The sequence below is a fragment of the Niallia laureatilytica genome (genome assembly GCF_046613985.1).
Lineage (GTDB): Bacteria > Bacillota > Bacilli > Bacillales > Cytobacillaceae > Niallia.
The window spans coordinates 714,889-741,838 of record NZ_JBKKHP010000001.1; the positions used below are offsets into that span (position 1 = coordinate 714,889).

A 26,950-nucleotide genomic window follows, 5' to 3' on the forward strand; every position below is an offset into this window, starting at 1 on the left:
TTTAAAAGAAAAACTGACTTTTGTGTTTTTGCAGTCATTCCCCAATTTAGTATATAAAGGAACTCTTCTTTTATACCAACATTGTTGCAAAAACAAACATCCCTTCTTTCAAAAGATTCGCTAAATAGACACATTATTCCTTTTCGTTGGTATATATAGGTTTTAACTTAAAAACGACAGGTTCACCTTCCAATATATTACAAAATCCATTTGACAATAAATACTCGATATTTTTTAATCGAAGCATAGAGAGAAACAACAAAGGGAGTGCGACAGATGAAGGAAGGAACTCTATCGCTTTACAGTCTGCTATTGCAGCATTATTTTTCGATTAATAATGTCCAATTCATTAAAAAGGGAAGCTTGCTGTTTCAAGAGGGTGACCCTGTTTCCAATATTTATCTCCTGTTAGAGGGGACACTATCAGTAGGCAGAATTCATGAAAACGGCAAAGAATTTATCATGAAGATTCTCCATGAGGAGGATTTGCTGCTAGAATACTTATTATTTAAGCAGTCACCGAAATACTATCATTTTGCGAGAACTATAACAGACTGTGAGCTTCTTATCATTGATAGAGCAGACTTTGAAGACTTTGCTCTGCATGACCATAAAATGCTTGCCTCTCTTACCGCATGGCTGAGTACAGGCTACTTAAAAGCAAATATTAAATGCCAAGATTTAATCATGCATGGTAAAAAAGGAAGCTTGTACAGCATTCTTATCCGGCTATGTCACTCTTTTGGAAAAAGAACTGCAAATGGTATACTAATTGATTTCCCCCTTACCCATCAGGAATTGGCAAATTTAACATTTGGGACAAGGGAAGTTATTCAAAGAGCCATGAAGGAACTTAGAGATGGCGGCATCATCTCTATCTCCTCTCAAAAAATTACTGTTAAGGACCTTGCTTTCCTAAAAAAAGCGGTAGACTGTCAAAACTGCCCTATTGAGATTTGCGGTCTAAACTAGTCCTGTTTCTTTAATTAACTGCGATAAGGAAATAGACAATCATAACGGTCTGAATCAGCCCTTTTGCTGCGACGCTTCCTAAAAAACCGACAAGAGAGCCGACGCCTGCTCTAAGGGCTGCTTGCCAATTTGATTTATTTACAAGCAATTCGGCGATAACCGCTCCTAAGAACGGACCAATTAATATTCCGGCAACAGGAATAACAAATGGACCTGCTATCAGACCAATCGTACTACCCCAAATACCAGCCTTTGAACCACCATATTTCTTTACACTGAAAAGGTTCGTTAAATAATCAGCAATAAATAATAAAATAACGAACATCCCTTGAATAATCCAGAACAAGACAGAGAATTCTTGGAAGGTAAAGAAAAGACCATACAACAAAAAACCTCCAATTATAAATACAACACTTGGAATAATTGGATAAATCAAACCTATATACGCAACTACAAATAAAGCTCCTATAATAACCCAATATATGACATTCACGTTAATAGCCTCCATTATCTTTTAGTTTCCTATGTTTAACATAGTTTTTTTCGCCAATCAACGGCTTACGCTTGTATATGTATTTGTGCAAAGATAAAATAGTAATGAATCTTTATAAGGGTGTGTCAAATGAATGAATATTTTTAAGCAGTTTTACCGGAGCATCTATTCACCAAAAGATATAGCTAGCTTCCGTTCACAGGGTATTTGGAAAACAATCGCTTTTCTTCTGATCCTCTCGATTGTCGCCTCTATCCCTACCATCTATTATTTAAGTAAAAGCATGAATGAAGGAATACATACACTAGCTTCCACATTGGAAGAAGATGTTCCCGACTTCCGAATTGAAGACAACACGCTTCATTCTGATATGAAGGAGCCGAGCGTAACCAATACAGAAGACTTAACAATTATCGTTGATTCTACAGGCACCTATAACGAAAAGAACATCAGCTCTTCAGGCAATACTGTTGCTCTCCTTCCAAAAGAGTTCGTTATTGTCACAGCAGGACAATCTCAGTCGTTTGAGTACTCCTATTTCGGAAATATCCAAGCATCTAAAAGCGATTTAGCAGCATTAGCGAAATCCTTTGATTCAATGGTGCCACTGTTTACGAGTATAATGGCCGTGATTTTCTTTATCTTCCTTGCAGCTTCTAAAGCAATTGAAGCATTCATTCTTGCGATTTTCGGAACTGTCTTTGCAAGAATTTTAGGAAGAGAATTAACATATGGCCAAACATGGAGGATTACTGTCTACAGTATGACCATTCCGACTATCTTCTTTTTCATCATGGATAGCTTGGAAACAAATGTACCTAACGGCAGTATGCTTAATTGGTTCATCTCCCTGTTCATCGTATTCCTTTCTATTAAAGAAATAGAAACGAAAAAACCGATAAAAGAATAAGCATTAGAATTATACCCGTTTTTGTTTGCTCTAAATCTATATTGGCCACTAAGACTGTAGACAAGCTTTCTAAACAGCTGTTGACAGTCTTTTTATTTAATCTTTCTCGCCCTCCAGCACCTTCTATTTTGCGTCCTGACCTGCTCTAAATTAGTAGAGCAGGTTTTTTATGGATTATAATCTATTATTTTTAGAAATAATGATAGATAAAATACTAGAAAAAGGTTCTATTAAAAATTCCTTGTACATACATTTAACTATCCATAAAAAGCAGGAGGAATCATGTATGAAAAAGCTCTTCATTACTTTTATCTGTCTGTTGACCATCTATGTTATCTATTTTGATTTGAATCACGGCACATTGAATGTAGATAAAGAGCCAGCGATTGAGGTACAGGCATCATCTGGATCTGACAGCCCCGGCTATTTTGAGCATGAGGTAAAAGCAGGCGAAACGGTCCTGTCAATCATCGAGAATGAAACGTCTGTAGCCCTTCCTGTCAGCATTGATACTTTAATAGCAGACTTCAAAAAATGGAATGACGGCGTTTCTCCTGAGGATATCCAAGTCGGAAAAGTTTATACCTTTCCTCATTACATCAATGGGCAATAAACGATTCCCGGCAAATTTTCCATTTGTTAATGTCAGCAAGTTTCTTGTCAATATAAGTATTTCATTGTTACAATAGGAATGTACTTTTGAATTTATTTGAGAACCTTCTTAAGTTTTTAAGGGTTCTCCAATTATTAAAGGAGCGAATCACCATTGAGTGAAATTATACATCGTACTAAAACCCGACCAATAAAAGTTGGCAATTTGACCATTGGCGGAAACAATGAGGTTGTTATCCAAAGTATGACAACAACAAAAACACATGATGTCGAAGCTACAGTTGCAGAAATTAATCGACTTGAAGAAGCTGGATGCCAAGTTGTCCGCGTTGCTTGTCCTGATGAACGTGCAGCCGATGCTATTGCAGAAATTAAGAAGAGAATCAACATCCCGCTTGTAGTCGATATCCATTTTGATTATCGTCTTGCATTGAAAGCTATTGAAGGCGGAGCAGACAAAATCAGAATTAACCCAGGTAATATCGGTAAACGGGAAAAGGTGGAAGCAGTTGTTAAAGCAGCTAAAGCTAAAGGAATTCCGATCCGTATTGGTGTAAACGCAGGTTCACTTGAAAAGAGAATCCTCGAAAAATACGGCTATCCAACAGCTGATGGCATGGTTGAAAGCGCATTGCACCATATCAAAATACTCGAAGATCTTGACTTTCATGATATTATCGTATCCATGAAAGCATCTGATGTAAATCTTGCGATTGAAGCGTATGAAAAAGCGGCAAAAGCTTTTGATTATCCTCTTCATCTTGGGATTACGGAATCAGGCACATTGTTTGCAGGAACTGTAAAAAGTGCGGCTGGATTAGGTGCGATTCTTAGCAAAGGAATCGGAAACACGGTTCGTATTTCTTTAAGTGCAGACCCTGTTGAAGAAGTAAAAGTTGCCCGTGAGCTATTGAAATCTTTCGGATTGTCGGCAAATGCAGCTACATTAATTTCTTGTCCGACATGCGGACGTATTGAAATTGACCTTATTTCGATTGCTAATGAGGTGGAAGAGTATATATCCACCATTAAAGCACCGATTAAAGTGGCCGTGCTTGGCTGTGCTGTTAACGGTCCTGGAGAGGCGAGAGAGGCTGATATCGGGATCGCAGGTGCTAGAGGCGAAGGTCTATTGTTCCGCAAAGGGAAAATAGTCCGTAAGGTGCCAGAAGAAACAATGGTAGACGAATTGAAAAAAGAAATAGATGCTATCGCTGAAGAATATTTTGCCAAAAAAGCGGCTGAAGAAGCTGAAGATAAACAGAAGAAGCAGGATATGCTTACACAATAAGCTATAATGAGTCACCCCCCATTGATTTGATGGGGGGTGACCCATTTTTAGAAGCTTATAGACAAAATAAAACCCTTAAGCAATATGCTTAAGAGTTTTGTTTTGTTACAGTGATTCTCCGTTTGTTTCAATTACTTCTTTATACCAATGGAAGCTCTTCTTCTTAATACGGTCATTTGTTCCTTTACCTTCACTGTCTCTGTCAACATAAATATAGCCATAGCGTTTTCTAAGCTCTGCTGTAGATGCGCTCACAAGGTCGATTGGTCCCCATGAAGTATAACCGATTAGTTCGACTCCATCTTCAATCGCTTCTCGCACTTCTTCAAGATGGCTTTGCAGATAGTCAATCCGATAATCATCTTGGACAGTTCCATCCTCATTAAGTGTATCAACTGCACCAAGTCCATTTTCTACGATAAACAGTGGTTTTTGATATCTGTCATGAAGCTGATTCAAGACAATTCGCAAGCCTTTAGGGTCAATTTGCCAGCCCCATTCAGACGAAGCCAAATATGGGTTTTTGACACCTTCAAGCAGGTTTCCACTCGTTTTCTGATGCTCTGGGTCTGTGCTAGCAACAAACGACATATAATAGCTGAAGCCAATATAATCTACCGTGCCTTCTTTTAGAAGCTGCTCATCGCCTTCTTCCATGACAATTTCAATATTGTTGTCACGGAAATAGCGCTTCATGTATCCAGGATAGCTTCCTCTTGCCTGAACATCAGAGAAGAATAGCGTCTGACGGTCTTGCTGCATTGCTGCGAACATATCCTCCGGTTTGGATGTATATGGATATGTGACCATAGAAGCGATCATACAGCCAATTTGTGATCCTGGGATAATTTCATGACCGGCTTTTACGGCAAGTGCACTTGCAATAAATTGGTGATGTGCGCCTTGATACTGGGAATTCTTCTTGTTTTCCCCTTCATCAAACAGCAGTCCGCCACCTGTAAATGGTGCATGGAGAATAACATTGATTTCGTTAAAAGTCATCCAGTATTTCACTTTATCTTTATAACGTGTGAAAACCGTTCTTGCAAAGTGTTCATAGAACTCGACAACTTTGCGGTTTTTCCAGCCGCCATAGTTTTTTACTAAAGCCAGAGGCATTTCATAGTGAGAAATTGTTACTACAGGCTCGATATTATATTTCTTCAGTTCATCAAATACGTTGTCATAAAACGTTAAACCTTTTTCATTAGGCTCTGTTTCATCACCATTTGGGAATATTCTAGTCCAAGCAATAGATAGACGGAAGGCTTTAAAGCCCATTTCGGCAAAAAGTGCGATATCTTCTTTATATTTATGGTAAAAATCAATTCCATCATGATATAAATTATAAGCTGTCATGGACTCATCCGGCGGGCTCATAATTCCATGCGGAGATACGTCTGCTGTGGACAGTCCTTTTCCATCTTCTTTATATGCACCTTCAAGCTGGTTAGCAGCTACTGCGCCGCCCCACAAAAAACCTTCTGGAAATCTTTTCCCCATTCTATTCACCTCTTCATGTTATTAGAAAGGGACTGAATAACCAGTCCCCCTACATTTCTTAAACTGCAGATAAGTCAAGCACTACATCGTTTGCGCTTGTATGACCAGTTTTAAGTGGTGTTACATCTTTATATTCCATCGTGTTTGTAATAACAACAGGAGTAATTGTGTCAAATCCTGCTTTCTTTAATGCATCAATATCAAATGAAGTGATTTTGTCTCCAACCTTGACAGCGTCTCCTTCTTTCATATGTGCTGTAAAATGCTCACCGTCAAGCTGAACTGTATCTAATCCGACATGGATAAGGATTTCTGCTCCTTTATCACTTGTAATACCGATAGCATGCTTTGTTTTGAAAAGTGTTGTAATAACTCCATTTACTGGAGAGAGCACTTCCCCTTTTTCTGGGATGATAGCAATCCCTTTCCCCATAATTTCTTGGGAGAATGTTGGATCATTCACTTCGCTTAATGAAACAGCTTTTCCTACGATAGGGCTTAAAATTTGTTCGGATACAATCCCTGCTTCTTTCGTCGCAGCAGCTTCTGCTTCTGCATCTTTGTTTTTAGCTGGTTCTTCTGCGTTTTCAGCAGGTACATCTTCAAATCCGATTAGATATGCCGCAACTGCTGCAGCAACAAACGCAATCGCCATACCAATTAGAGCGTTTACAAAGTTAAGTCCTGGTCCAATGAATGATGTAACACCTGGAATACCTGCACTACCACCCATGATATATGCTGCAACCTTCGTGATTCCTAGATAAGCACCACCGACTGCTCCACCAATTAGTGCCGCGATAAATGGCTTTTTAAGACGAACGTTAACACCATACATTGCTGGTTCTGTTACACCCATTAATCCTGTAACACTGACAGAATAAGAAAGTGATTTGAATTTTTTGTTTTTCGTTTTCATTGCAACTGCAAATGCTGCTCCAGCTTGCCCCATATTTGCCAAGAACATTGCTGGCATTAAATAGTCAAAGCCGTTTACTGTAACATTGTTAATCATGATTGGCACTAATGCGTAATGCATTCCAGTCATGATGATTAGCGAGAATGAACCTGCAAGAAGGATCATCGCAAATAGTCCTGCATTGTCGAATAAGAAGTTGATTCCTCCAGATAGATATTCACCTAGAATAGCACCAAGCGGTCCAACTGTGATCAATGTAACCGGAACAACTACTAATAACGTAACACTTGGTACTACGATAAGTTTTAAGGACGCATGTGTAACTTTATCTATCCATCTTTCCACATAAGAAGCAATCCAGATTGCTAACAGAATCGGTATAACGGTTGATGAATAAGTAGCAATCGTAACAGGCAGCCCGATAAAGGAAATTGGTTCACCTGCCGTAAATAATGCTGTTAAGTCAGGATGCAGGATGGCTGCACCGATTGCTGCAGCAACAAACATGTTGCTTCCAAATTTTCTTGCAGCACTTACAGCTAATATGATTGGCAAGAAGTAAAAGGCACCGTCACCAACAGCTGTTAAGATGATATATGTTTGACTCGTATTAGAAAGCCAGCCTAACGCAACTAGAATCGCTAGAATACCTTTGATCATACCTGCTCCAGCAATTGCTGGCAGGATAGGAGTGAACACACCAGAAATGACATCAAATACAGCACTTATCGGATTTTTCTTTTCTCCCGAAGATCCGCCGCTTGTCTTTTCTCCGCTTAATTTACTGTTATCTATAATTCCTTTATAAACCTTCGGAACATCATTCCCAATAATAATTTGGAATTGACCTCCGCTGATGTTTGTTCCCATGACACCTTCAAGCGCCTCTATTTGTGGGCGATTTGCTTTACTGTTGTCTTTTAAGTTAAAGCGCAATCTTGTCATACAGTGAATGACATTATCTACGTTCTCTTCACCGCCAACTTGTTGCAATATTTCTTTTGATAATTTATTATAATCCATGACAGTACCTCCTATTTGTAGGGGAATAATATTGTTATACTTTGATTTAGCTGTATGAGGGTGGCAGCCCATATACAGCTTTTTTTTCTTGCTTATTTATGTTTTTACATCCCTCCGTTTTTACTCCATAAAAAAAACCTAAACTACGCCCATAATAAAGGATATAAAAATCCTCCTATCGAACGAAGTTTAGGTTTTGCCTGCATAATCAGTAACAATCCTAAAGCGGTTTCATTAAATTTTACAACCTAAATTTATCATGCCCTAAAATATTTGTCAACGCTTTCGATATTATTTTATAAAAAATATTTTTTCAATAAAAAAAAACGGCAGCTTCTAACAGAAGCTGCCGACCAAACAAGTCAAAGGTTTGTGCTAAAAGAACGGGGCAATAAAAATGCCGATGATAATAGACAATGCTCCAAGAGCGATCGCCCATGATCCAAGCGTTACTGCTCCGCGTCTGCGGGCTACAAACCCTACAATAATCCCAACGATGCCTAATACAATCGGCATCACAAACAGAGAAATAATAGAAATAATCAGCGCTGTTATCCCAATTCCTCTGCCATTGCTCTCTGTACGTTCCTTGCGCTGTGTGTCCATTTTTGCTTCTTCGTTCGTCGTCTCCACTCTCTGACGAACTGGGACACTTGTGTTAAAAGGCATTGGATTGACAATCTCTGCAGATGTCTCCTCCATATAATCTGTTGTGCGTGAATCGTCTTGCTCTCTATCGGTGCGATTCTTTTCTTCATTGCTATTGTAGTCTGCCATGATCATTCCCTCGCTTTCTATAATAGGAGCATTTATTATCATGGCCAATTTAGCTACCCTTATTAGTGTAAAAGCTTGGAAACATACTTTTTTACGTAAATCCTTTCTCTCTCCCATGTCTTTTGATAAGCTAAAGAAGGATAAGTTTTAGTAAAAAATTTAGAAGAAACAACAGTAAAAGGAGTACATAATGAAAAAATTGCGTTTTGGAATAGATATTGACGGGACAGTCACAAGACCGGATACCTTCGTTCCTTATTTAAATGAGAGCTTCCAACTAAATATAACATTAGAAGATATTAAAGAATATGATCTATATCCCCTTGTTTCTGTTTCACACGAGGAATTCGATAAATGGTTTATAGATAATGAACCACGCATTTATACTGCTTCTCCTCTTGCAGAGGGAGCAAGCGTTGCTTTGAGCAGCTGGGCGGACAAACACGAGCTATACTTCATCAGTGCAAGAGGACAGCATCTCCTTGACATTACGAAAGAATGGTTTGTAAATAACGGCATTGCTTATAATCATATTGACTTAATTGGCACACACCATAAGATTGCAGCAGTTAAAAAGTATGAAGTGGACATCTTTTTTGAGGATAAGCATGATAATGCAGTAATGATCCATCATGAATGTGGAATTCCTGTTATTTTATTTGATACTCCGTACAATAGAGAGCCAATTCCTGATGGAGTAATCCGGGTGACAAGCTGGCAGGAAGCTTCTAAATGGGTGGACAACTGGATTAAAACGAAGCAATAATAAAAAAAATCTACTGTTTGCTAACAGTAGATTTTTTATTGAATACATTCAGGACATTTTCCATAAATCTCAAATTTATGGCCTGAAACATCATATCCTTTTAAGTTGTCAGTCAGTTCTGCCATCGGACATGTAATAATTTCTTTCGTTTTTCCGCATTCCAGACAGATAAAATGATGATGATGGTGGTGATGTGAGCATGTAAACCGGAAATGCTTCTCTCCGTTCAGCTCTGTCATCTCAAATATATTGAGCTCCACAAAAAGAGAAAGATTACGGTATATAGTATCAAAGCTTAAACCAGGATAATCATTTTTCAATGCATCCAGTACATCTTTAGCCGTGATATACTTATTTTTAGCTGCAAACAGCTCTAGAATATCTTCTCGTTTTCCGGTATGCTTATAGCCCTCTTCTTTTAGTATGTCTAATGCTTGTTCTACATTCAATGGTGACACCTCCCAATTTTCTGGAATATATATAGTAACCGTTACGATTTATTCAACTAATGGAAGTCATCCTTTATCTAAATTAGTATACAAGAATGCCCTGATAATGTAAAGATACGGCGACTTTCGAATAAATCATTCAGATTTTTTGCATTTTTCATGACACATTTTCGCCTAACCCTCATATGTTAGAATGGGGAGTGATGACATGAAAATTTTTGAGAATATAATCAACCATAAAATCCATACGATTACTGCAACAGAGCTGCTGAAATACAGCAAACAATTCAAAATTCCTATTAATGATGGAGAAGCTGAGACACTGGCAAAGCATTTAAACAGCAAAAAAATCAACATTTTCAATCCAAATGAAAGAGCTCAGTTAATCAGAGAGCTTGCGACAATTACCAGCCCAGCCACAGCAAAGGAAGTCAATAACTTGTTTAATCTATTTGCAAACCAATAAGCTTTATGACTGCCTCTTTTTCCTTCTATGGGAAGAAGAGGCTTTTTTTATTTAATAAAAACATTTATTATTCTCATCTTTTTTTCATGTGCCTATGCTAAAGTGTTTGCTTGGACAAGATTATCTTATTTTTTGGAAGCTAAAAGGAGCAATAAAAATAATGAGTATGGATACATTACTGCAATTAAACACCATTTTTATAAGTATCATTATTGAGGCACTGCCATTTATTTTGATTGGTGTTATCGTCTCCGGAATCATCCAAGTCTTTATTTCAGAAGAAATGATTGCAAGAATTATGCCGAAAAATAATATTCTCGCTATTTTGGTTGGTTCCGTAATGGGTGCTATTATCCCTGCCTGTGAATGCGGTATTATTCCGATAACAAGAAGGCTTATTTTAAAAGGAGTATCAATCCCTGCAGCTGTAGCGTTTATGATCACAGGGCCAATTATTAATCCGATTGTTCTTTTCTCCACCTATATTGCTTTTGGCAACAGCTGGAGCATGGTGTTACATCGTGGATTATTGGCAATACTTGCGGCAATTATCATTGGTATTGTTCTTAAATTCACCGTTAAAGAGGCACCGTTAAAATCAACAGAAAACCATTCGGCTCATTATCATTCCTTTACAGAAAAAATTTCTGCTATGCTGAAACACTCTATCGACGAATTCTTTTCAGTCGGGAAATATTTAGTGGCAGGTTCATTTATTGCGGCACTTGTGCAGACGACTATTAAAACATCAACACTTGTTTCCATTGGGAACGGAACCATTTCCTCCCATGTTGTGATGATGGGGCTAGCTTATGTATTAAGCCTATGCTCACAAGCTGATGCCTTTATTGCTGCAAGCTTTCGCGGCAGCTTTTCCACAAGCTCGATTCTCGCTTTTTTGCTGTTTGGCCCTATGCTCGACATCAAAAATACAATGATGCTGCTCAGTACATTTAAAGCGAAATTTGTCGCTCTCTTATGCACCGTTATTACCATCACTGTTTTACTTGTGACATTAGTTTTTTAAGGAGGCATGTATATGTTTCGGATATTTGTTCTAATCGGGTTCACATACCTTTTTTTCCATCTGCATGCATCTGGCGATATTTCTAAATATATTAACATGAAGTATTCCTATATATCTGAGTCTGCCATATATATCTTTATTTTGTTTACGCTTATCTCCATCTATTTTTATATAAAAGGAGATAAACACGATCATGAACATGAGCATGATTGTGATCATTGCGGACATAATCATGCAGCAGAGGAAAACCGTTGGTGGAAAAGAGCCATTGCTTTTCTCATTATGATTGCGCCTGTATTGACAGGACTATTCCTGCCTGTTGCCACACTTGATTCGAATATAGTAGAAAAGAAAGGGCTCTCCTTTCCCGTCTATGCGGAAGGAGATGAATACAGCCAGCATCAGTTTCTACAACCAGATACAAGCAGCTATTACGGAAAAGAAGGCTATTCTGAAATGATGGATAAGGGTCTGAAGAAATTAAGTAAAGTAGACTCCATTAAGCTGGAGGGAGATACTTTCCTCAACGATCTGGAAACTATCTACAATTACCCAGGTCAATTTATCGGGGAAGAAATAACACTGACAGGTTTTGCTTATAAAGATAAAGAGCTGGCAGCCAACCAAGCCTTCCTGCTGAGATTCGGAATTATCCATTGTATTGCTGATTCAGGTGTTTACGGAATTCTTCTGGACCTGCCTGATGATTTGAAAGCAAGCAATGATGATTGGCTGCAAATAACAGGAACTCTTGATAATATTTATTACCAGCCTTTCAAAAAAACCATTCCAGTTCTCAAAGTAACAAAATGGACAAAGGTTACCGAGCCTAATGATCCGTATGTTTATCGTCAAAATTAACATAGAAGCAAAAACTGCCGTTCGACGGCAGTCTTTGCTTCTATTTTTTTGAAAAATCAATAAATTTTGTATTATAATAAATTTATAAGAATTTACCAAAGGAGGGAATTCAATGAAATATGGGAAATTTGTGATTGCTACAATGGTTGTTATATTATTGGAATTTGGCATTTCTTATTTAGTTGCACAAAAATTGAATATTTTTATTTAGATGCCATGTTTTATGTAGGTTTGAGTCTTACCTTAATTTTTGTCTTTTTCTCCAGCACAGGAGGCTTATTTACTAATTACAGTGAGATGACTACTGCAAAAAGTTATCTTGGTTTTAAAAACAATTATAAATTAACAAGAAAACTTGGCAGCTTAAGCATAAATTGTTTAAATGTTGGCTCTCTATTATTTTTTCTTATTGGCCTTGCTACAGCCTTCATCACAAGTAACTAATCTATTTTAAGCAAATAAAAGACCACTTCACATGATGTGAAATGGCCTAATTTACTTTAACCTTTTAAAATATCGTCAAGTAAGCTTTCATTAAATTGCTGAGTTTTCAGCATATCAATTTCATGTTTATATGGAGCTTTTTTGTTAGTCTTATCTTCCCCGACATAAGGTGTTTCCAAGATTTTCGGAATATCAATAAGCTGAGGATGATGAACAATTTTGCTTAATGCGTCAAAGCCGATATGACCATAGCCAATATTCTCATGACGGTCTTTTCTCATCCCTACTGCATTTTTACTGTCATTGATATGAAGTACTTTCAGCTTGTCTATCCCGACAATACGGTCAAACTCATCAAGCACTCCGTCAAAGTCCTCGACAATATTATAGCCGGCATCATGAGTATGACATGTATCGAAGCATACAGACAGCTTGTCATTATAGGTGACACCATCCATAATCATTGCTAGCTCCTCGAAGGTTTTACCGCATTCGGAACCTTTACCAGCCATTGTTTCCAGTGCAATTTGCAGATTTTCTTTGCCTGTCAGCACTTCGTTTAAGCCTTCGATAATTTTTTTTATGCCTATATCTGTACCAGCACCAACATGTGCGCCTGGATGCAAAACAATTTGTTTAGCACCAAGCGCTTCTGTCCGTTCAATTTCTGTTCGTAGGAAATTAACACCTAGTTCAAATGTTGCCGGATTTGTAGTGTTGGCAATATTAATGATGTAAGGAGCGTGGACAACGATATCTGCTATCCCGTTTTCCTGCATATGTCTCATTCCTGCTTCTATATTTAAATCTTCAATTTTTTTGCGTCTTGTATTTTGAGGAGCACCTGTATATATCATGAAGGTATTTGCTCCATAAGATACTGCTTCTTCACTTGCTGCTAGAAGCATTTTTTTTCCGCTCATGGATACATGGGAACCTAGTTTCACCATTCATCCTCTCTCCTCTCAGCTTTTACTTATTTATTTCTGCTTTTCAAACGTCTTTCCCGTTTTTTAATGCCTTCTACTTCTCGCTGCATCTTCTTTTTGTAGCCAGGTTTCACTTTCTTCGGCTTTTTCACAAGAGATTTTGCTTTCACATCAATTTCATCTGCAGTACGTTGACGTTTTTTTCGGCGGTTTCTGTCTTCAATTTCGACCCACTCACCGTTTTTCAAGTCCATATTTTTAAACTCGATGCCAAGCTTTTCAAGCTGGTTTAGCTTATCCTCATCCGATTGCTCGTAAATAGTCAATGCAATTCCTGATGAACCGGCTCTTGCTGTTCTGCCGACACGGTGAACATAGAAATCAAGATCTGCTGGCAATTCAAAATTGATGACATGACTGATCCCTTTAATATCAATTCCTCGTGCAGCTAAGTCTGTTGCAATAATATATTGAAACTCCAAATCAAGGACTTGCTTCATCACTTTCTTTCTTTCACGAGGTGTAAGCCCGCCATGAATTCTAGCAACCTTCAGCCCTTTTTCCGAAAGCCCTGCAGCTACTTCATCACACATTTGCTTTGTGTTTGTGAACACGATTGCCAAAAATGGGTTGAAAGCTGTCAATGCTTCATATACTGTCGTAATTTTATCTCTGTGTCTGGAAGGTAGAAGCACATGTTCAATCTTAGCAGCAGTCAGCTGCTTTGGCTCTACATGTACATATTTAGGATTTTCTAAATATTTCTTTAAGAACGGCTTCAGTTTTTCCGGTATTGTTGCGGAGAATACAAAGATACTTAAATCTTTTGGCATTCTTGCAGCAATTTGGTCCACATCTTCAATGAAGCCCATATCAAGCATAAGATCTGCTTCATCGACAATCAGCATATTAGCTGTATGGACATGCAGAGCCTGCTCCTTTACAAGGTCATTAATTCTTCCTGGTGTGCCGACAACAATATGCGGCTGGCTTTTAAGCTTTTCAATTGCACGCTGTTTATCCGTCCCGCCAATGAACAGGCGGCTTGAGATCGCTTCTGGTGAATGCTTTGCCACTTTAACAATTTCATTATGAATCTGCGTTGCAAGCTCTCTTGTCGGTGCAGTTATTACAGCTTGTACCGTGTTACTCTCAGGATTAATTCTTTCCATAATTGGCAGTACATAAGAATGGGTTTTCCCTGTTCCCGTTTGTGACTGTCCAATAGCACTTTCCCCTTTTAACATCAATGGGATAACTTTTTGCTGTATTTCTGTTGGTTCATAAAAGCCCAGTTCATCGACTGCTTTCAAAATGAACGGCTTTAAATTATAACGGTTGAATGTATTTTGACTCATTTTTAAAACTCCTTTATATTCAGACAATAAAAAACTTGCCGCGGCTTCACTAGTCCATCATATTATTATAATCAAAATCTGCTGAAAAGACCACTAATTCTCAGGTAATTAACGCGAAACCTGTTGATTACTCCCGAAACTTTGATTCCTTTTTCCTAAATATACTTGCTTCACCTTTTATTTTTCCCATATTTTCTATTTTTTAATTAAGACAATTCACTCAGATTTTATGCACTATCCGCTTAAACCCTAAACAAGTGACAACTATACAGCATACGCTAATAAGGAATACAGGTTATTATAGAAAGGAGGCAGCAGCATGCCACCAAGACCGCGTATGCCGCAGCCAAGAGGCATGGGGGGAAGAATGATGCAAGGCCCTGCTCCATATCAAAGACAGATGATGGGCAGAGGCGGCGCTCAAACCAGTAATGGTGGAGGCATTCTTTCTAAATTGCTTGGAGGGGGAAAAGGCGGAGATACAAATGTGCAAAGAGGTGCTGCAATGCTAGGCAGCTCAAGTTCAAGAAATGCCGCGACTGGCGGAGGGATATTGAAGACATTAACGAATCCTGCTTCCATCAACGGATTACTTGCCAATTCGCAAAAATTCCTGCAAACAGCAAGCCAGGTTGGTCCGATGATCAGCCAGTATGGACCAATGGTGCGAAATATCCCGGCAATGTGGAAGCTTTACAGGGGCTTAACAAGCAGCAGCGATTCCAGCACAGACAAGTCTGCTGATACGAATAAGGTGAAGAATACAAAGACGACACAAGAAGCTACTGGAACTTCCAATGAAACAGCGGAGCCAACTGCTGTTCCGGGAGTAGAAGAAACACCGGCTAGAGGGCCGCAGGACAGTGGAGTTTCTGTTCCTAGAATGTATATATAAATAAGTTAGACCCAAATTTCTATTTTTCAGCTGATCTAAATTTACAGCCCAAACAAGTAGAAAATGGGTCTTTTATTTTTGCCATCCTCCATCACTATCTCAATATTTTTGTCTTCTTTTAAGAAGTTTTATATAATAATATATGTTAAGATATACTCTGAGTCCTAATACTTATCCGTACGTTGATGTATTTTGGACGGATAAAGAGGTTCCTAGTGGGAGGATTACAAATGAAAGTGATAAAAATTGCCCCTAGAGGTTATTGCTATGGCGTAGTTGATGCTATGGTAATCGCCCGTAATGCGGCTTTAGATAAAACATTGCCACGCCCGATTTACATCCTTGGTATGATTGTGCACAATAAACATGTGACGGACGCTTTTGAAGAGGATGGCATTATTACATTAGATGGTAAAAATCGCAAGGATATTATTGAACAAGTTGATACAGGTACTGTTATTTTCACCGCCCATGGCGTTTCTCCTGAAATTAGGGAAATAGCGAAAAGAAAAGGCCTTGTGACTCTTGATGCAACATGTCCTGATGTTACAAAAACACATGACTTAATTCGTGAGAAAGAAAAAGAAGGTTATTATATTATCTACATTGGTAAAAAAGGGCATCCAGAGCCAGAGGGTGCTGTTGGCGTTGCTCCGCATGCCGTATCATTAGTTGAAACAGTTCAGGATATCGAGAACCTCGATATTAAGCAAGAAAAGATTCTTGTCACAAACCAGACAACGATGAGCCAATGGGATGTTGCAGATTTGATGGAGAGCATCAATTCGAAATTTCCTCATGCTGAATTCCATAAGGAAATTTGCTTAGCCACACAAGTTAGACAAGAAGCTGTAGCCCAGCAGGCTGGCGAAGCAGATGTCTTGATTGTGGTAGGAGACCCAATGAGCAATAACTCAAATCGTCTTGCACAGGTTTCTGAGGAAATTGCCGGTACACCTGCTTACCGTATTGCTGACGTGTCTGAACTGAAACTAGAATGGATTAAAAATGCTAAATCTGTTGCAGTGACAGCTGGCGCTTCAACCCCGACACCGATAACTAAAGAAGTGATTAACTTCCTTGAGCAATATGATTCAGAAAAGGAAGAAACATGGGAAAGAGAAAAGAAAGTCCCATTAAACAAGATTCTTCCGAAGGTGAAGACAAAACAATAAACAAAAGCGGTAAAGAACTTAGGTTCTTTACCGCTTTTTCCTTATACAAACTGAAATGGGTCTGTATGAAGACTGGATGGGAAAATATTTACCTTATAGCCTGATTCCTCACAAAGAGAAACGAGCTTATAAGCAACTCCTTTTTTCATCACCTTTTCGACATTATGGCCTGGGTCGATTATATTCAAGCCAAGCTCACTGGCGTCAATCGCAACATGATAATACATATCGCCAGTTACATAGACATCCGCGCCTTTTCTGATGGCATGGGAATAATATTTATTGCCGTCTCCGCCCAATACAGCCACTTTTTTTACTTTTGCTTTCATATCACCGACCACTCTTACCCCTTGTACGTCGAGGCGCTTTTTAACGTGTTCAGCAAATTCTGCAAGTGTCATTTCTTCTATTTTACCGACTCTTCCAAGACCAAGCTGCTCACCTTGCTGCTGGACATCAAAGATATCAAATGCCGGTTCTTCGTATGGATGTGCTTTTTGGAGCGCCTTGATGACTGTTTTTTCAATGGAATGAGGATAGATAGTTTCTATTTTCATCTCGTCCACGGTCTCCAGTTTGCCAGGCTCTCCCTTAAATGGATTTGTATCCTGACCTGGTTTAAATTCACCTTTTCCTTGTGCAGTAAAGCTGCAATGACTGTAATTGCCGATAGCACCTGCACCTGCATTTCCTAATGCTGCCTTTACTTGCTCAGCGTAGTCAGCTGGAACATAAACAGCCAGTTTTTTAAGCTTATCCTCATATGTAGGAACTAGTACTTCACAATCTGTTAAGCCTAATGCATCGCTCAACAAATCATTAACACCGCCTTTAGCTACATCTAAATTAGTATGGGCAGCATATACAGAAATATCATGCTTAATCAGCTTTTGCATCAGCCTGCCTGCAGGGTTATCTGCCGTTATTTTTGATAAGGGACGGAAAATCGGAGGATGGTGAGCAATAATTAAATCTGTTTTCAAAGAGATTGCTTCATCTACTACTTTTTCGGTTACATCAAGGGCAATCATTACATTATGTACTGGTCTGCTCAAATCTCCGACTTGAAGACCGATTTTATCCCCTTCCATTGCATAAGCCTTTGGCGAAAACTGTTCGAACAATGATATTAATTCAAATCCATTAATTGTTTTCATTTCCGAGCACCTCCTGTACAAGTGCGATTTTCCAATTAAGTTCCTGTAGTTTAGCAACCGTCTCTTGTGTTTCTGTTGCTGTTTGCATACGCTCAATTATTCTCTGCCAATTTTGTCTTTCTAACGTCCATTTCTTTTGGAAGGCTTGGTTTTTTTCTCTGCTTAAAAAAGGTCCAAGCAAAAGCTCTGCATCTATTTGCTCTGTATAAGGCTCCTTTCCTACTCCTTGTTCAGCAACGAGCACTTCATAAATCTTATCATCTTCTTCTATTATCTCTTCGCTCACGAGCTTCCAGCCATTCTCTATAAGCCAAAGCCTGATAGAATAGGCGCTTACGTTCGGCTGCAGAACAAGTCTTTTGACAGTTTGTAGCTTTTGTTTGCCATCATCAAGAATAGCAGCGATTAAAGCTCCGCCCATTCCGGCAATCGTAATACAATCGACTTCACCTACTCCTACTACCTCTAGTCCATTCCCTTTTCTTACAGATATAACATCTGTAAGTCCCTCTTGCTGGACCTGTCTGCGGGCAGATTGAAATGGTCCATCCACCACTTCTCCTGCAATTGCAAATGACGCTTTCTGCTTTTTCAGCATATAGCAGGGCAAATAGGCATGATCTGAACCAATATCTGCGAATGATGCTCCTGCTGGTATGTATTTTGCTACTGTTTCAAGACGATTAGATAATCTGTCTGTATTCATTCTAAACACCACATTTCATTGCTATTTCTTATACTAAGTTGATTATTCTATTACCTATTTGTAACATATTTGCTAACGGAATGCCACAAGACAACTGATTTTTCAGCAGGCTTGTCCCTATATAGAACATAGTAATTTTTCCCATTAAGCGCGGAATGACATAAAAACGAGAACTGCAAGCAAGAGGAAGCCAATATAGGAAGAAATCGTAAAATAAACTAGCTTAAACTTTCTTCCTCCTATAAACCAGAGTAAACAATTTATCGATAAAATAATATATAAGAATATTATTTTTTCTGGAAAAAAATGAAGAACAGCTTTAACGCTAAACAACAGAACGATAAACGCTGCTACAGTAACAGGGATATCATTTCCCAGCCCTTTTACTTGATAATAGAAAATGCCCGCCGCAGTTATTATCAGAAAAATTAGTGAAATAGCCATTTGCAAAATGAAAGACAATTCAGTAAAATATAAGAAACCTACTGTTATCGGAATAAACAATAAAAAGATTGCACTGGAGATAATATGCTTTTGCTTTGGCAATTCTTCTTCCTTCATTCTATTGCCTTCTGTGTAAAGGGTAAGCAAATAATCGCAATAATGCTCCGGTAGCATTTTATTTTTTTTCCAATAAAGTATTTCTTGGATAATCACTGTTTTCCTATTATCCTTCATGGGCAGCACATCCTTCATGTATTTACGGTTAAAAAAAAAGAAACAGCCACTTCTATTGTAAGAAGTAAACTATTTCTTGGCAATGATAACTTTGATATATCAGTTCATGCTTTATTCTAAGAAATCTTTTAGTCTTTTGCTGCGGCTCGGATGTCTAAGCTTTCTTAGTGCTTTTGCTTCGATTTGGCGAATACGCTCACGCGTTACACCAAATACTTTGCCGACTTCTTCAAGTGTTCTTGTACGTCCGTCATCTAAACCGAAACGAAGTCTTAAAACATTTTCTTCACGGTCTGTCAAAGTATCCAGAACATCTTCAAGCTGCTCTTTTAGAAGCTCATAAGCTGCATGTTCAGAAGGAGATGTTGCATCCTGATCTTCAATGAAATCACCTAAATGGGAATCATCTTCTTCCCCAATCGGCGTTTCCAAGGAAACAGGCTCTTGCGCAATCTTTAAGATTTCTCTTACTTTATCCGGAGTCAGATCCATGTCTTCTCCAATTTCTTCAGGAGTCGGTTCGCGGCCTAAATCCTGCAGTAACTGACGCTGAACGCGAATCAATTTATTGATTGTTTCAACCATATGAACAGGAATACGGATTGTGCGGGCTTGGTCCGCAATTGCTCTCGTAATAGCCTGGCGAATCCACCATGTCGCATACGTACTGAATTTAAATCCTTTTTCATAGTCGAATTTCTCAACCGCTTTAATAAGACCCATATTTCCTTCCTGAATTAAATCAAGGAACATCATTCCACGGCCAACATAACGTTTTGCAATGGAGACTACAAGTCTTAAGTTCGCTTCAGCAAGACGGCGTTTTGCCTCTTCGTCGCCTTCCATAATGCGCTTTGCCAATACAATCTCTTCTTTAGCGGAAAGCAGGTCCACACGACCAATTTCCTTTAAGTACATACGTACAGGGTCATTTATTTTAACGCCAGGAGGCACACTTAAATCATTAAGATCGAACTCTTCCTCGCCTTTTGCAAGCTCTTGAACATTCGGTGGCTCATCCTCGCCATCTCCTACAAGCTCTATACCTTGATCTCCTAATACCTCATAGAACTCATCCATTTGATGGGAGTCTAATTCAAAACTGGCTAGTTTTTCTGCAATATCATCATATGCAAGTACCCCAGTTTTCTTTCCAACTTCTGTTAATTGTTCCTTTACCTGATCAAGGGTCAATTCCGTTTCAACCTCTTTTGAACGGGCTGACTTTTCAGCCATATGTCCCCCTCCTTCCAAAAAATCAAGACAATCAAATTTATTTTAATGATTTTACTAACAACATGACTTCCATTCCTATTTCTGCTGCCTTTAGAAAATCATTTTGTCGCTCTGCTTCTTTTTGCAATGCTTTTTTTTCATTAATCTCAAGCATTTTTTCATAATTCAACAGCTGTTTTAAATAATCGGCAAGCTCTTGGTCATTTACTTCTTCATTGACTTCCATCATGTCAATGTCAGCTACAATCCGCTGCAGCTCACCGTCACGAATAAAGTTTAGAAAGGCGCTCGAATCTGAGCTTTGTCCTGTTTCATAAAAAGCCAGCAAGTATGTGAAGATTGCCTGATGTTCATCAATATTAAACGTCCGGTCCTGCAATGCTTCCCGCACCTTTAACGCGACATCTTCATTTTTGAGCATATGTGCTATCAGTCTTCTTTCGGCAGTATGATATGCCGGCAGCAAATTGTTAGATCTTTTTTTAACACTATATTGCTTAACTGGTGCATTAATGCTTTTATTTGGCTTATTTATTATACGCCTGCCGGCCAGCTCTTCCTCCTGCATTTTTAATGCTTCAAGAGAAATCGCAAACTCAGAAGACAGCTGTCTTAAATAGAGATCTTTTTCAACTGCATTTTCAAGCTGAGCAATTTCTCCCAATACTTGTTCTATATAGGCGAGCTTATCTCCTTCATTTTGCAGATTTTTTCCTCTGCGGTGATACACGAGCTTAAAGCTCATGAAAGGAACACTCGCCTGCATGATTTCATGCTGCAGTTTTTCTTCCCCGTATTTGTTAAGATAATCATCCGGATCCAGACCATCTGGAAGCATGACGACCTTAACAGTACATTTGGCGGCAACAAGCATTTTTCCTGCCCGATAAGCCGCTTCAATCCCTGCAGAGTCTGAATCATAACAGATCGTTATCGTCCGGGAGTTCCGCTTCAAAATAGCGATATGCTCTTCTGTAAGGGATGTTCCCATTGTCCCGACACTGTTTTCCACACCTGCACGGCTTGCAGCAATGACATCGGCAAATCCTTCGAACAGGACAGCATGCTGTGTTTTCCGCATGCCAGGCCTTGCCAAATGAAAATTATAAAGGGTGCTGCTTTTATTAAAAATTGGTGTTTCCGGACTGTTTAAGTATTTAGGAGTTGAATCCCCTAATGTACGCCCGGAAAATGCAATAGTATTGCCATTACGGTCAAAGATGGGAAACATGATTCGATCGCGGAAACGGTCAAAATATCTATCCCCTTTTTCACTTTTAATGATCAAACCTGCTTTTACCAGTAAAGAAACATCATATTTCTTTAAATACTTCACTGCGAAATCCCATTGATTCGGCGCATAGCCTAATTGGAATTTCTCAATTACTTCTTTAGTGAAGCCTCTGTTAAGCAAATACTGTAAAGCATGCTCACCATCCGTTGTGTTTAGAAGCAAATGATGGTAAAATTTAGCTAGTAAATCATGCGCATCCATCATTTGCTGCAAATCTTTGGAAATGGCAGGCTTATCACCTGACTCTTGCAATTCCACACCTAAGTCGACATTAGCTCTTTCCGCCAAATGGAATGCGGCTTCCTGGAAGGAATAACCGTGTATATCCATCAGGAAAGTAAAGACATTTCCACCCGCATGACAGCCGAAGCAATGAAATATCTGCTTTTCGGGTGATACGGAAAATGACGGGGTTTTTTCGCCATGAAATGGACACAACCCTAAATAATTGCGTCCTTGCTTTGTTAAAGCTACATGCTCCCCAATGACGTCAACTATGTCAATTGCCTGTTTGACCTCGTTTACCTTTTCATCAGGAATGCGCTCAACCATTTTTAACACATCTCCCTACTACTAACTTTCCTATAAATAAGACATTCGACACAATCAGCTCATTCTCCTGCAACTTTCGACAAAACGATTGCCAAACTTTTTTTGAACTTTTGCCGATCCTTTTCTTCGAATGGCCTTGGTCCTTTACCGTATATACCTCTTCTTCTTGCCTTTGCAGAAAGATAACGCATATCCAGCGCTGTGGCAATATCCTTTTCCTCGAGGATAATCCCTCTTGGGGTTAAGACTTGCACAGCTTTTGGCAGCAAGGTTGCCGCCAGTCCGATATCCTGTGTTACCACAACATCATTTGCCTTCACGGCATTCATAATAAACATATCTACTGCTTCCTTGCTACTGTCAACATATTTCCAGTTTGTTCCGTCTTGATGCAGTTTCATGTGAGCATAGGAAGCGATAAAAATTACCTCTATAGATTTGCTTGTAGCCATTTCGACAATTTCTTCTTTCACAGGACAAGAATCAGCGTCAACATATATGATGCAATTATCCATTGTACTAATAATTCTACATCACTCCACATATTCCTTCTTTCACGAATACTTTTTCGTTGAAAGAGATGTTGTCGAAAATTATTTTTTTCTTCCTCTTGACTTCTCACAGTAAATAGTTTATTCGTTATGAGCCAAGTCTAAACCTATTTACAATACTTTTTTATCACAATTTTCTATTATAGTACATAAATTAGGTAAATACCATAAGTTTTCCGAAAAAAACAACAACAATTTCTCCTGCTCAAATAAAAATTTTCCGTAAAATAAATGATCCTGCCAATAAACGCCAACAGGATCCTTCTTTGCTTTGTTTTAGAATATCAAAACTGCGTGTTTTTGGCACGATAATATAAGTTGAAAATAATATTGGCCGTTTCTTCGACTGCTTTGTTCGTCACATCGATTACCGGACATTTAATTTGGTCCACAATGCTTTCAAAGTATTCTAGTTCCTGTTCGATCCGCTCAATTTGCGCATAGCTCGCACTGTCACTTAGACCTAAAGAGATCAGCCTTTCCTTGCGGATATTATTCAGTTTTTTCGGGCTGATTTTTAGACCAAAGCATTTATGTGCTGGCACTTCAAATAATTCCTTCGGAGGATCCACTTCAGGCACGATTGGCACATTGGCTACTTTCACCCGCTTATGGGCTAAAAATTGGGACAAAGGCGTCTTGGAGGTTCTTGATACACCAAGCAAAATAATATCTGCTTTTTCCAAGCCTCGCGGATCTCTGCCATCATCATATTTGACTGCAAATTCAATCGCTTCTACTTTTTTAAAGTAGTCTTCATCAAGCTTTCTGACAAGACCTGGCTCAAACAACGGAGTTTTGCCCCAGAGCATCTGAAACTGATCGATAATAGGCCCGATAATGTCAGCAGCGTATACACCTTCTTCAACTGCCAGCTCTTGCATATATTTGCGCATTTCTGGCTTTACAAGCGTATAAGCAATCATGCCGTGCTCTTGGCGCGCCTGGCGAATTACATCGCGTATATTGGACTTGTCTTCGACAAATGGAAACCTCTTAATGGAAACATTCACATTATGGCCGGAAAACTGGCTGATTGCTGCTTTCGTCACAAGCTCTGCTGTCTCTCCGACAGAATCAGAAACTACATAAATGATTTGCCTTTCAGTCATGATTCACCCTCCTCTTAAATTTGTTCATTGGATAAGTCTACAAGTGCTTTTGTTATATTTGTTTTCGTTACTCTGCCAATTACCTTTAGGCCATCAAGCTCTTCCTTCACAACTGGCAAAGAATCTATTTCCCGTTCTATCAGTTTTTTACCAACATCCACAAGCTTATCATCCAAATAACAGTAAGTGATATTTGGCATTCTCGTCATGATGATGGTAACAGGCAATGACGACAATTCCTGTTTTCCGATGCTTGCCCGAAGCATGTCCTTCCTCGAAACCACACCAGCAAGCATTTCGTTTGCATCGACGATAAAAATAGTGCCTACATCCATCGTAAACATTGTAACGATTGCATCATAAACAGATGTTGTATCACTTGCTACAACAGGACTGGAATAATAATCCTTAACTAGCAGATTATTAATGTTTTCTGTCTGCTCTGACGTCTTGCCAGTATAAAAATAACCGACGCGAGGCCTTGCATCAAGAAAACCTGCCATCGTTAGAATAGCGAGATCAGGGCGTAATGTGGCTCTTGTCAAATGTAAGGATTCTGCAATTTGCTCTCCAGTTATAGGTCCATTCTCTTTCACAATTTCCACAATTTGCTGTTGGCGTCTATTCAGTTTTATCGTTCATTCACCACCTTTGAAATAAAGCTTTAGAAAGCAATTTAAAAATAAAGCAGGTGGAGAAACCTCCACCACAGCTGCTTTATTTTTGCTTATTTAACCAAAATTTCCGAAACATATGCAAATCTTGTAATCATATCAGCAAGCTCTGACATTTGGTTTAATCTGTTTTCTTTCAAAGCTGGATTATCTGTCATTACCATCGTATTGTCGAAGTACAATGCAATCGTTCCTTCAAGAGAAGTTAGAAGTTGGAAATATGCTTCCTCATCTGTATTGTCTGTCAGTTTTTCTTTTACTGATTGCACAGCACTGTAAAGATTGCGTTCCTCTTCATTTTCGAACAGAGATGGATTTACCTGTCCTTTACTTTCCGCTTTTTTAGATATATTTATAACACGCGCTAATGCTTCTATTCCGTTTTTAAAGCCAGCATCGTTTTTATGACTGTCTAACACATTAGCTTTTCTCAGCAGGCTTGCAGGGCTTCCTAATTGATCAAAAAGAACAGCATCAATTAAATCATAGCGGATGCCTTCTTCCTGAAGGATATGCTTAATGCGCGCCTTAAAGAAGTCCATGATATTCTTTTGCAGCTCTTGCTCTGGCGTTTTTGCAATATCCTTAACATTATTCATTGCCAATTCGACAAGCTCTTCCACTGTCAAATTCCAATCTTTATCCATTAAAGTTTGCACGACTCCTGTAGCCTGTCTTCGCAACGCATACGGATCTTGTGATCCAGTTGGAATCATACCAATTGCAAAGAAGGAAACAATAGTATCAAGTTTTTCAGCAATCGCTAGTGCTGCTCCTTCATTGCTTGAAGCTGTATTATCGTCTGCGTGACGAGGCATATAATGCTCATTAATTGCCTTAGCCACAGCAGGAGCTTCTCCTTTTTGACTTGCATATTTTTCTCCCATTAGTCCTTGAAGCTCAGGGAACTCATAGACCATATTTGTTACAAGGTCAAATTTTGAAATCTGCGCAGCACGATCCGCATTTGTCTTTTCTTCAGCAGAAAAGGACAGCTTTTCAGCAATTTTGTTTGTTAGGCCTTGAACTCTTGCCACCTTCTCTGAAAGTGTGCCGATTTCTTCATGATAAACAATTGATTGAAGCTTCGTTAACAGCTTTTCAATATCCTGCTTCTGATCTTCCTTATAGAAGAAGGCAGCATCGGCAAGACGCGCTCTCAGCACTTTTTCATTCCCTTTTGCCACTTTGTCCAAATGATTATGATCTCCATTGCGGACAGTAATAAAGAAAGGCAGCAGCTTATCATCTTTTGACTTAACCGGGAAATAGCGCTGATGCTCCTTCATGCTTGTAATTAATACTTCAGTCGGAAGCTCTAGGAATGATTCTTCAAACTTTCCGTACAAAGCAGTCGGATATTCTACTAGATTATTTACTTCCTCCAGCAAATCTGCATCAATAGGAATAACCCAATCATTTTCTTCTTCAATTTTTTTAATTTGTGAAAGGATAGCCGCTTTTCTCTCTTCTGGGTTTACGATGACAAATTGGCCAAGCAGTGCTTCTTTATATTCTTTCGGAGCTGCAAAGCTGATTTCTTCACCAAGGAAGCGATGACCAGTTGATTTGCGGTCTGCCTCCACACCAGTGATGGAGAACGGAATTACTTCGTTGCCAAATAATGCAGCAATCCACTTAATCGGACGAATATAGCGAAGATCATTATTTGCCCAACGCATATTTTTAGGGAATGACAAGCTTAAGATAATGTCCTTTAATGCAGGCAGCAAATCAACAGTTGCTTGCCCTTTTATAAATTTCTTCACATGGACATATTCAACACCGTTGATTTCTTTGAAATAGATATCCTCAACAGAAGCATTTTGCCCTCTTGTAAAGCCTATCGCCGCTTTTGACCATTCCCCTTTTTCATCAAGGGCAATCTTCTTAGCTGGTCCTTTTGCTTCTTCCTCGATATCTTTTTGTGCTTCGTCAAGCTCACTTACAAGAACAGCAAGACGTCTTGGCGTAGAAAATGCTTCAACAGTGGAATATTGCAATTGCTTTTCATTCAGCCATGCTTCCACCTTCTCTTTTAAGCTGTTCATGCTGCTTGTTACAAAGCGGGCAGGCATTTCCTCTAAACCTATCTCTAGCAATAAATCTTTTTGACTCAT

At 38.9% G+C, this 26,950-nt stretch carries 26 protein-coding genes; 10 read left to right on the plus strand and 16 right to left on the minus strand.

All coding sequences use genetic code 11. From position 1 onward, the window contains the following. Nucleotides 1-276 precede the first annotated feature (276 nt). Entirely contained in the window at nucleotides 277-972 is a 696-nt protein-coding gene (locus ACLIJJ_RS03675; protein ID WP_237941707.1) for a Crp/Fnr family transcriptional regulator, read from the plus strand. A 10-nt stretch (nucleotides 973-982) separates the two neighbouring features. On the opposite strand, the gene ACLIJJ_RS03680 is transcribed toward ACLIJJ_RS03675, so the two are convergent. Beyond that, nucleotides 983-1,465, minus strand: a complete 483-nt coding sequence (locus ACLIJJ_RS03680; protein WP_237941708.1) for a DUF456 domain-containing protein — start codon at nucleotides 1,463-1,465, stop codon at nucleotides 983-985. A 133-nt stretch (nucleotides 1,466-1,598) separates the two neighbouring features. Between ACLIJJ_RS03680 and ACLIJJ_RS03685 the strand changes: the two genes are divergently transcribed. From ACLIJJ_RS03685 to ispG, 3 genes are all read left to right on the plus strand, one after another. After that, nucleotides 1,599-2,375: a DUF1189 domain-containing protein gene (locus ACLIJJ_RS03685; protein WP_233313144.1), complete on the plus strand. Its 777-nt coding sequence runs from the start codon at nucleotides 1,599-1,601 to the stop codon at nucleotides 2,373-2,375. A 286-nt stretch (nucleotides 2,376-2,661) separates the two neighbouring features. Then, nucleotides 2,662-2,988: a LysM peptidoglycan-binding domain-containing protein gene (locus ACLIJJ_RS03690; RefSeq protein WP_233313143.1), complete on the plus strand. Its 327-nt coding sequence runs from the start codon at nucleotides 2,662-2,664 to the stop codon at nucleotides 2,986-2,988. Nucleotides 2,989-3,141: 153 nt separating this feature from the next. Beyond that, on the plus strand, nucleotides 3,142-4,278 hold the full coding sequence (ispG, locus tag ACLIJJ_RS03695) for a flavodoxin-dependent (E)-4-hydroxy-3-methylbut-2-enyl-diphosphate synthase (RefSeq protein ID WP_233313142.1): 1,137 nt from the start codon (nucleotides 3,142-3,144) through the stop codon (nucleotides 4,276-4,278). A gap of 105 nt (nucleotides 4,279-4,383) precedes the next feature. On the opposite strand, the gene bglH is transcribed toward ispG, so the two are convergent. The 3 genes from bglH to ACLIJJ_RS03710 form a co-directional block, all read right to left on the minus strand. Continuing rightward, nucleotides 4,384-5,781: an aryl-phospho-beta-d-glucosidase gene (gene bglH, locus ACLIJJ_RS03700; protein WP_411410564.1), complete on the minus strand. Its 1,398-nt coding sequence runs from the start codon at nucleotides 5,779-5,781 to the stop codon at nucleotides 4,384-4,386. A 58-nt stretch (nucleotides 5,782-5,839) separates the two neighbouring features. After that, nucleotides 5,840-7,723 (minus strand): beta-glucoside-specific PTS transporter subunit IIABC, encoded by a 1,884-nt coding sequence (locus tag ACLIJJ_RS03705; RefSeq protein WP_341077804.1) that lies wholly within the window; start codon nucleotides 7,721-7,723, stop codon nucleotides 5,840-5,842. 375 nt (nucleotides 7,724-8,098) lie between these two features. Continuing rightward, the gene (locus ACLIJJ_RS03710; protein WP_341077806.1) at nucleotides 8,099-8,500 is read right to left on the minus strand and encodes a DUF308 domain-containing protein; all 402 of its coding nucleotides are present in this window, start codon (nucleotides 8,498-8,500) and stop codon (nucleotides 8,099-8,101) included. A 190-nt stretch (nucleotides 8,501-8,690) separates the two neighbouring features. Here ACLIJJ_RS03710 and ACLIJJ_RS03715 point away from each other — a divergent pair, with 190 nt between their 5' ends. Continuing rightward, nucleotides 8,691-9,266 (plus strand): 5' nucleotidase, NT5C type, encoded by a 576-nt coding sequence (locus ACLIJJ_RS03715; RefSeq protein WP_233313139.1) that lies wholly within the window; start codon nucleotides 8,691-8,693, stop codon nucleotides 9,264-9,266. A 35-nt stretch (nucleotides 9,267-9,301) separates the two neighbouring features. Here ACLIJJ_RS03715 and zur read toward each other — a convergent pair whose 3' ends face one another. Next, nucleotides 9,302-9,715, minus strand: coding sequence for a zinc uptake transcriptional repressor Zur (zur, locus tag ACLIJJ_RS03720; protein WP_237941713.1), 414 nt, complete (start codon nucleotides 9,713-9,715; stop codon nucleotides 9,302-9,304). Nucleotides 9,716-9,923: 208 nt separating this feature from the next. On the opposite strand from zur, the gene ACLIJJ_RS03725 reads away from it, so the two are divergent. The 3 genes from ACLIJJ_RS03725 (at nucleotide 9,924) to ACLIJJ_RS03735 (ending at nucleotide 12,069) form a co-directional block, all read left to right on the plus strand. Further along, nucleotides 9,924-10,181: a DUF2624 domain-containing protein gene (locus ACLIJJ_RS03725; RefSeq protein WP_233313137.1), complete on the plus strand. Its 258-nt coding sequence runs from the start codon at nucleotides 9,924-9,926 to the stop codon at nucleotides 10,179-10,181. Nucleotides 10,182-10,341: 160 nt separating this feature from the next. Then, a complete protein-coding gene (locus tag ACLIJJ_RS03730) occupies nucleotides 10,342-11,208 on the plus strand; it encodes a permease (protein ID WP_233313136.1) in 867 nt (288 codons plus the stop codon). Nucleotides 11,209-11,220: 12 nt separating this feature from the next. Then, a complete protein-coding gene (locus ACLIJJ_RS03735) occupies nucleotides 11,221-12,069 on the plus strand; it encodes a TIGR03943 family putative permease subunit (RefSeq protein ID WP_233313135.1) in 849 nt (282 codons plus the stop codon). A 500-nt stretch (nucleotides 12,070-12,569) separates the two neighbouring features. On the opposite strand, the gene ACLIJJ_RS03740 is transcribed toward ACLIJJ_RS03735, so the two are convergent. Then, the gene (locus tag ACLIJJ_RS03740) at nucleotides 12,570-13,463 is read right to left on the minus strand and encodes a deoxyribonuclease IV (protein WP_233313133.1); all 894 of its coding nucleotides are present in this window, start codon (nucleotides 13,461-13,463) and stop codon (nucleotides 12,570-12,572) included. Between the two features lie 26 nt (nucleotides 13,464-13,489). Further along, nucleotides 13,490-14,800, minus strand: a complete 1,311-nt coding sequence (locus ACLIJJ_RS03745; protein ID WP_233313132.1) for a DEAD/DEAH box helicase — start codon at nucleotides 14,798-14,800, stop codon at nucleotides 13,490-13,492. 319 nt (nucleotides 14,801-15,119) lie between these two features. On the opposite strand from ACLIJJ_RS03745, the gene ACLIJJ_RS03750 reads away from it, so the two are divergent. Together ACLIJJ_RS03750 and ACLIJJ_RS03755 are read left to right on the plus strand one after the other, a co-directional pair. Next, complete coding sequence (locus ACLIJJ_RS03750) at nucleotides 15,120-15,695, plus strand: YqfQ family protein (RefSeq protein ID WP_233313131.1); 576 nt, start codon at nucleotides 15,120-15,122, stop codon at nucleotides 15,693-15,695. A 230-nt stretch (nucleotides 15,696-15,925) separates the two neighbouring features. Beyond that, nucleotides 15,926-16,870: a 4-hydroxy-3-methylbut-2-enyl diphosphate reductase gene (locus ACLIJJ_RS03755; protein ID WP_233313130.1), complete on the plus strand. Its 945-nt coding sequence runs from the start codon at nucleotides 15,926-15,928 to the stop codon at nucleotides 16,868-16,870. Nucleotides 16,871-16,911: 41 nt separating this feature from the next. Here the strand turns inward: ACLIJJ_RS03755 and ACLIJJ_RS03760 are convergent, their stop codons facing one another. From ACLIJJ_RS03760 to glyS, 9 genes are all read right to left on the minus strand, one after another. Further along, the gene (locus tag ACLIJJ_RS03760; protein WP_251644959.1) at nucleotides 16,912-18,027 is read right to left on the minus strand and encodes a Nif3-like dinuclear metal center hexameric protein; all 1,116 of its coding nucleotides are present in this window, start codon (nucleotides 18,025-18,027) and stop codon (nucleotides 16,912-16,914) included. After that, nucleotides 18,014-18,733: a tRNA (adenine(22)-N(1))-methyltransferase gene (locus ACLIJJ_RS03765; protein ID WP_233313128.1), complete on the minus strand. Its 720-nt coding sequence runs from the start codon at nucleotides 18,731-18,733 to the stop codon at nucleotides 18,014-18,016. The genes ACLIJJ_RS03760 and ACLIJJ_RS03765 overlap by 14 nt, the downstream gene beginning before the upstream one ends. 144 nt (nucleotides 18,734-18,877) lie before the next feature. Further along, entirely contained in the window at nucleotides 18,878-19,411 is a 534-nt protein-coding gene (locus ACLIJJ_RS03770) for an LTA synthase family protein (RefSeq protein WP_411410565.1), read from the minus strand. A 111-nt stretch (nucleotides 19,412-19,522) separates the two neighbouring features. Continuing rightward, nucleotides 19,523-20,647, minus strand: a complete 1,125-nt coding sequence (rpoD, locus tag ACLIJJ_RS03775; protein WP_127737424.1) for an RNA polymerase sigma factor RpoD — start codon at nucleotides 20,645-20,647, stop codon at nucleotides 19,523-19,525. Nucleotides 20,648-20,684: 37 nt separating this feature from the next. Continuing rightward, entirely contained in the window at nucleotides 20,685-22,493 is a 1,809-nt protein-coding gene (gene dnaG / locus ACLIJJ_RS03780; protein WP_411410566.1) for a DNA primase, read from the minus strand. Nucleotides 22,494-22,552: 59 nt separating this feature from the next. Then, nucleotides 22,553-23,008, minus strand: coding sequence for a YaiI/YqxD family protein (locus ACLIJJ_RS03785; protein ID WP_233313125.1), 456 nt, complete (start codon nucleotides 23,006-23,008; stop codon nucleotides 22,553-22,555). Between the two features lie 320 nt (nucleotides 23,009-23,328). Next, complete coding sequence (locus tag ACLIJJ_RS03790; RefSeq protein WP_233313124.1) at nucleotides 23,329-24,156, minus strand: pyruvate, water dikinase regulatory protein; 828 nt, start codon at nucleotides 24,154-24,156, stop codon at nucleotides 23,329-23,331. Between the two features lie 14 nt (nucleotides 24,157-24,170). Continuing rightward, the gene (gene ccpN, locus ACLIJJ_RS03795; protein WP_233314704.1) at nucleotides 24,171-24,791 is read right to left on the minus strand and encodes a transcriptional regulator CcpN; all 621 of its coding nucleotides are present in this window, start codon (nucleotides 24,789-24,791) and stop codon (nucleotides 24,171-24,173) included. A 92-nt stretch (nucleotides 24,792-24,883) separates the two neighbouring features. After that, nucleotides 24,884-26,950, minus strand: a complete 2,067-nt coding sequence (gene glyS, locus ACLIJJ_RS03800) for a glycine--tRNA ligase subunit beta (protein ID WP_411229263.1) — start codon at nucleotides 26,948-26,950, stop codon at nucleotides 24,884-24,886.

What these genes read in the sequence shown, in the direction of transcription:
- ACLIJJ_RS03675 (WP_237941707.1), top strand. Translation starts at nt 277, where the DNA reads ATGAAGGAAGGAACTCTATCGCTTTACAGTCTGCTATTGCAGCATTAT.
- ACLIJJ_RS03685 (WP_233313144.1), top strand. Translation starts at nt 1,599, where the DNA reads ATGAATATTTTTAAGCAGTTTTACCGGAGCATCTATTCACCAAAAGAT.
- ACLIJJ_RS03690 (WP_233313143.1), top strand. Translation starts at nt 2,662, where the DNA reads ATGAAAAAGCTCTTCATTACTTTTATCTGTCTGTTGACCATCTATGTT.
- bglH (WP_411410564.1), bottom strand. Translation starts at nt 5,781, where the DNA reads ATGGGGAAAAGATTTCCAGAAGGTTTTTTGTGGGGCGGCGCAGTAGCT.
- ACLIJJ_RS03705 (WP_341077804.1), bottom strand. Translation starts at nt 7,723, where the DNA reads ATGGATTATAATAAATTATCAAAAGAAATATTGCAACAAGTTGGCGGT.
- ACLIJJ_RS03710 (WP_341077806.1), bottom strand. Translation starts at nt 8,500, where the DNA reads ATGGCAGACTACAATAGCAATGAAGAAAAGAATCGCACCGATAGAGAG.
- ACLIJJ_RS03715 (WP_233313139.1), top strand. Translation starts at nt 8,691, where the DNA reads ATGAAAAAATTGCGTTTTGGAATAGATATTGACGGGACAGTCACAAGA.
- ACLIJJ_RS03725 (WP_233313137.1), top strand. Translation starts at nt 9,924, where the DNA reads ATGAAAATTTTTGAGAATATAATCAACCATAAAATCCATACGATTACT.
- ACLIJJ_RS03730 (WP_233313136.1), top strand. Translation starts at nt 10,342, where the DNA reads ATGAGTATGGATACATTACTGCAATTAAACACCATTTTTATAAGTATC.
- ACLIJJ_RS03735 (WP_233313135.1), top strand. Translation starts at nt 11,221, where the DNA reads ATGTTTCGGATATTTGTTCTAATCGGGTTCACATACCTTTTTTTCCAT.
- ACLIJJ_RS03740 (WP_233313133.1), bottom strand. Translation starts at nt 13,463, where the DNA reads ATGGTGAAACTAGGTTCCCATGTATCCATGAGCGGAAAAAAAATGCTT.
- ACLIJJ_RS03745 (WP_233313132.1), bottom strand. Translation starts at nt 14,800, where the DNA reads ATGAGTCAAAATACATTCAACCGTTATAATTTAAAGCCGTTCATTTTG.
- ACLIJJ_RS03750 (WP_233313131.1), top strand. Translation starts at nt 15,120, where the DNA reads ATGCCACCAAGACCGCGTATGCCGCAGCCAAGAGGCATGGGGGGAAGA.
- ACLIJJ_RS03755 (WP_233313130.1), top strand. Translation starts at nt 15,926, where the DNA reads ATGAAAGTGATAAAAATTGCCCCTAGAGGTTATTGCTATGGCGTAGTT.
- ACLIJJ_RS03760 (WP_251644959.1), bottom strand. Translation starts at nt 18,027, where the DNA reads ATGAAAACAATTAATGGATTTGAATTAATATCATTGTTCGAACAGTTT.
- ACLIJJ_RS03765 (WP_233313128.1), bottom strand. Translation starts at nt 18,733, where the DNA reads ATGAATACAGACAGATTATCTAATCGTCTTGAAACAGTAGCAAAATAC.
- ACLIJJ_RS03770 (WP_411410565.1), bottom strand. Translation starts at nt 19,411, where the DNA reads ATGAAGGATAATAGGAAAACAGTGATTATCCAAGAAATACTTTATTGG.
- rpoD (WP_127737424.1), bottom strand. Translation starts at nt 20,647, where the DNA reads ATGGCTGAAAAGTCAGCCCGTTCAAAAGAGGTTGAAACGGAATTGACC.
- dnaG (WP_411410566.1), bottom strand. Translation starts at nt 22,493, where the DNA reads ATGGTTGAGCGCATTCCTGATGAAAAGGTAAACGAGGTCAAACAGGCA.
- ACLIJJ_RS03785 (WP_233313125.1), bottom strand. Translation starts at nt 23,008, where the DNA reads ATGGATAATTGCATCATATATGTTGACGCTGATTCTTGTCCTGTGAAA.
- ACLIJJ_RS03790 (WP_233313124.1), bottom strand. Translation starts at nt 24,156, where the DNA reads ATGACTGAAAGGCAAATCATTTATGTAGTTTCTGATTCTGTCGGAGAG.
- glyS (WP_411229263.1), bottom strand. Translation starts at nt 26,950, where the DNA reads ATGAGTCAAAAAGATTTATTGCTAGAGATAGGTTTAGAGGAAATGCCT.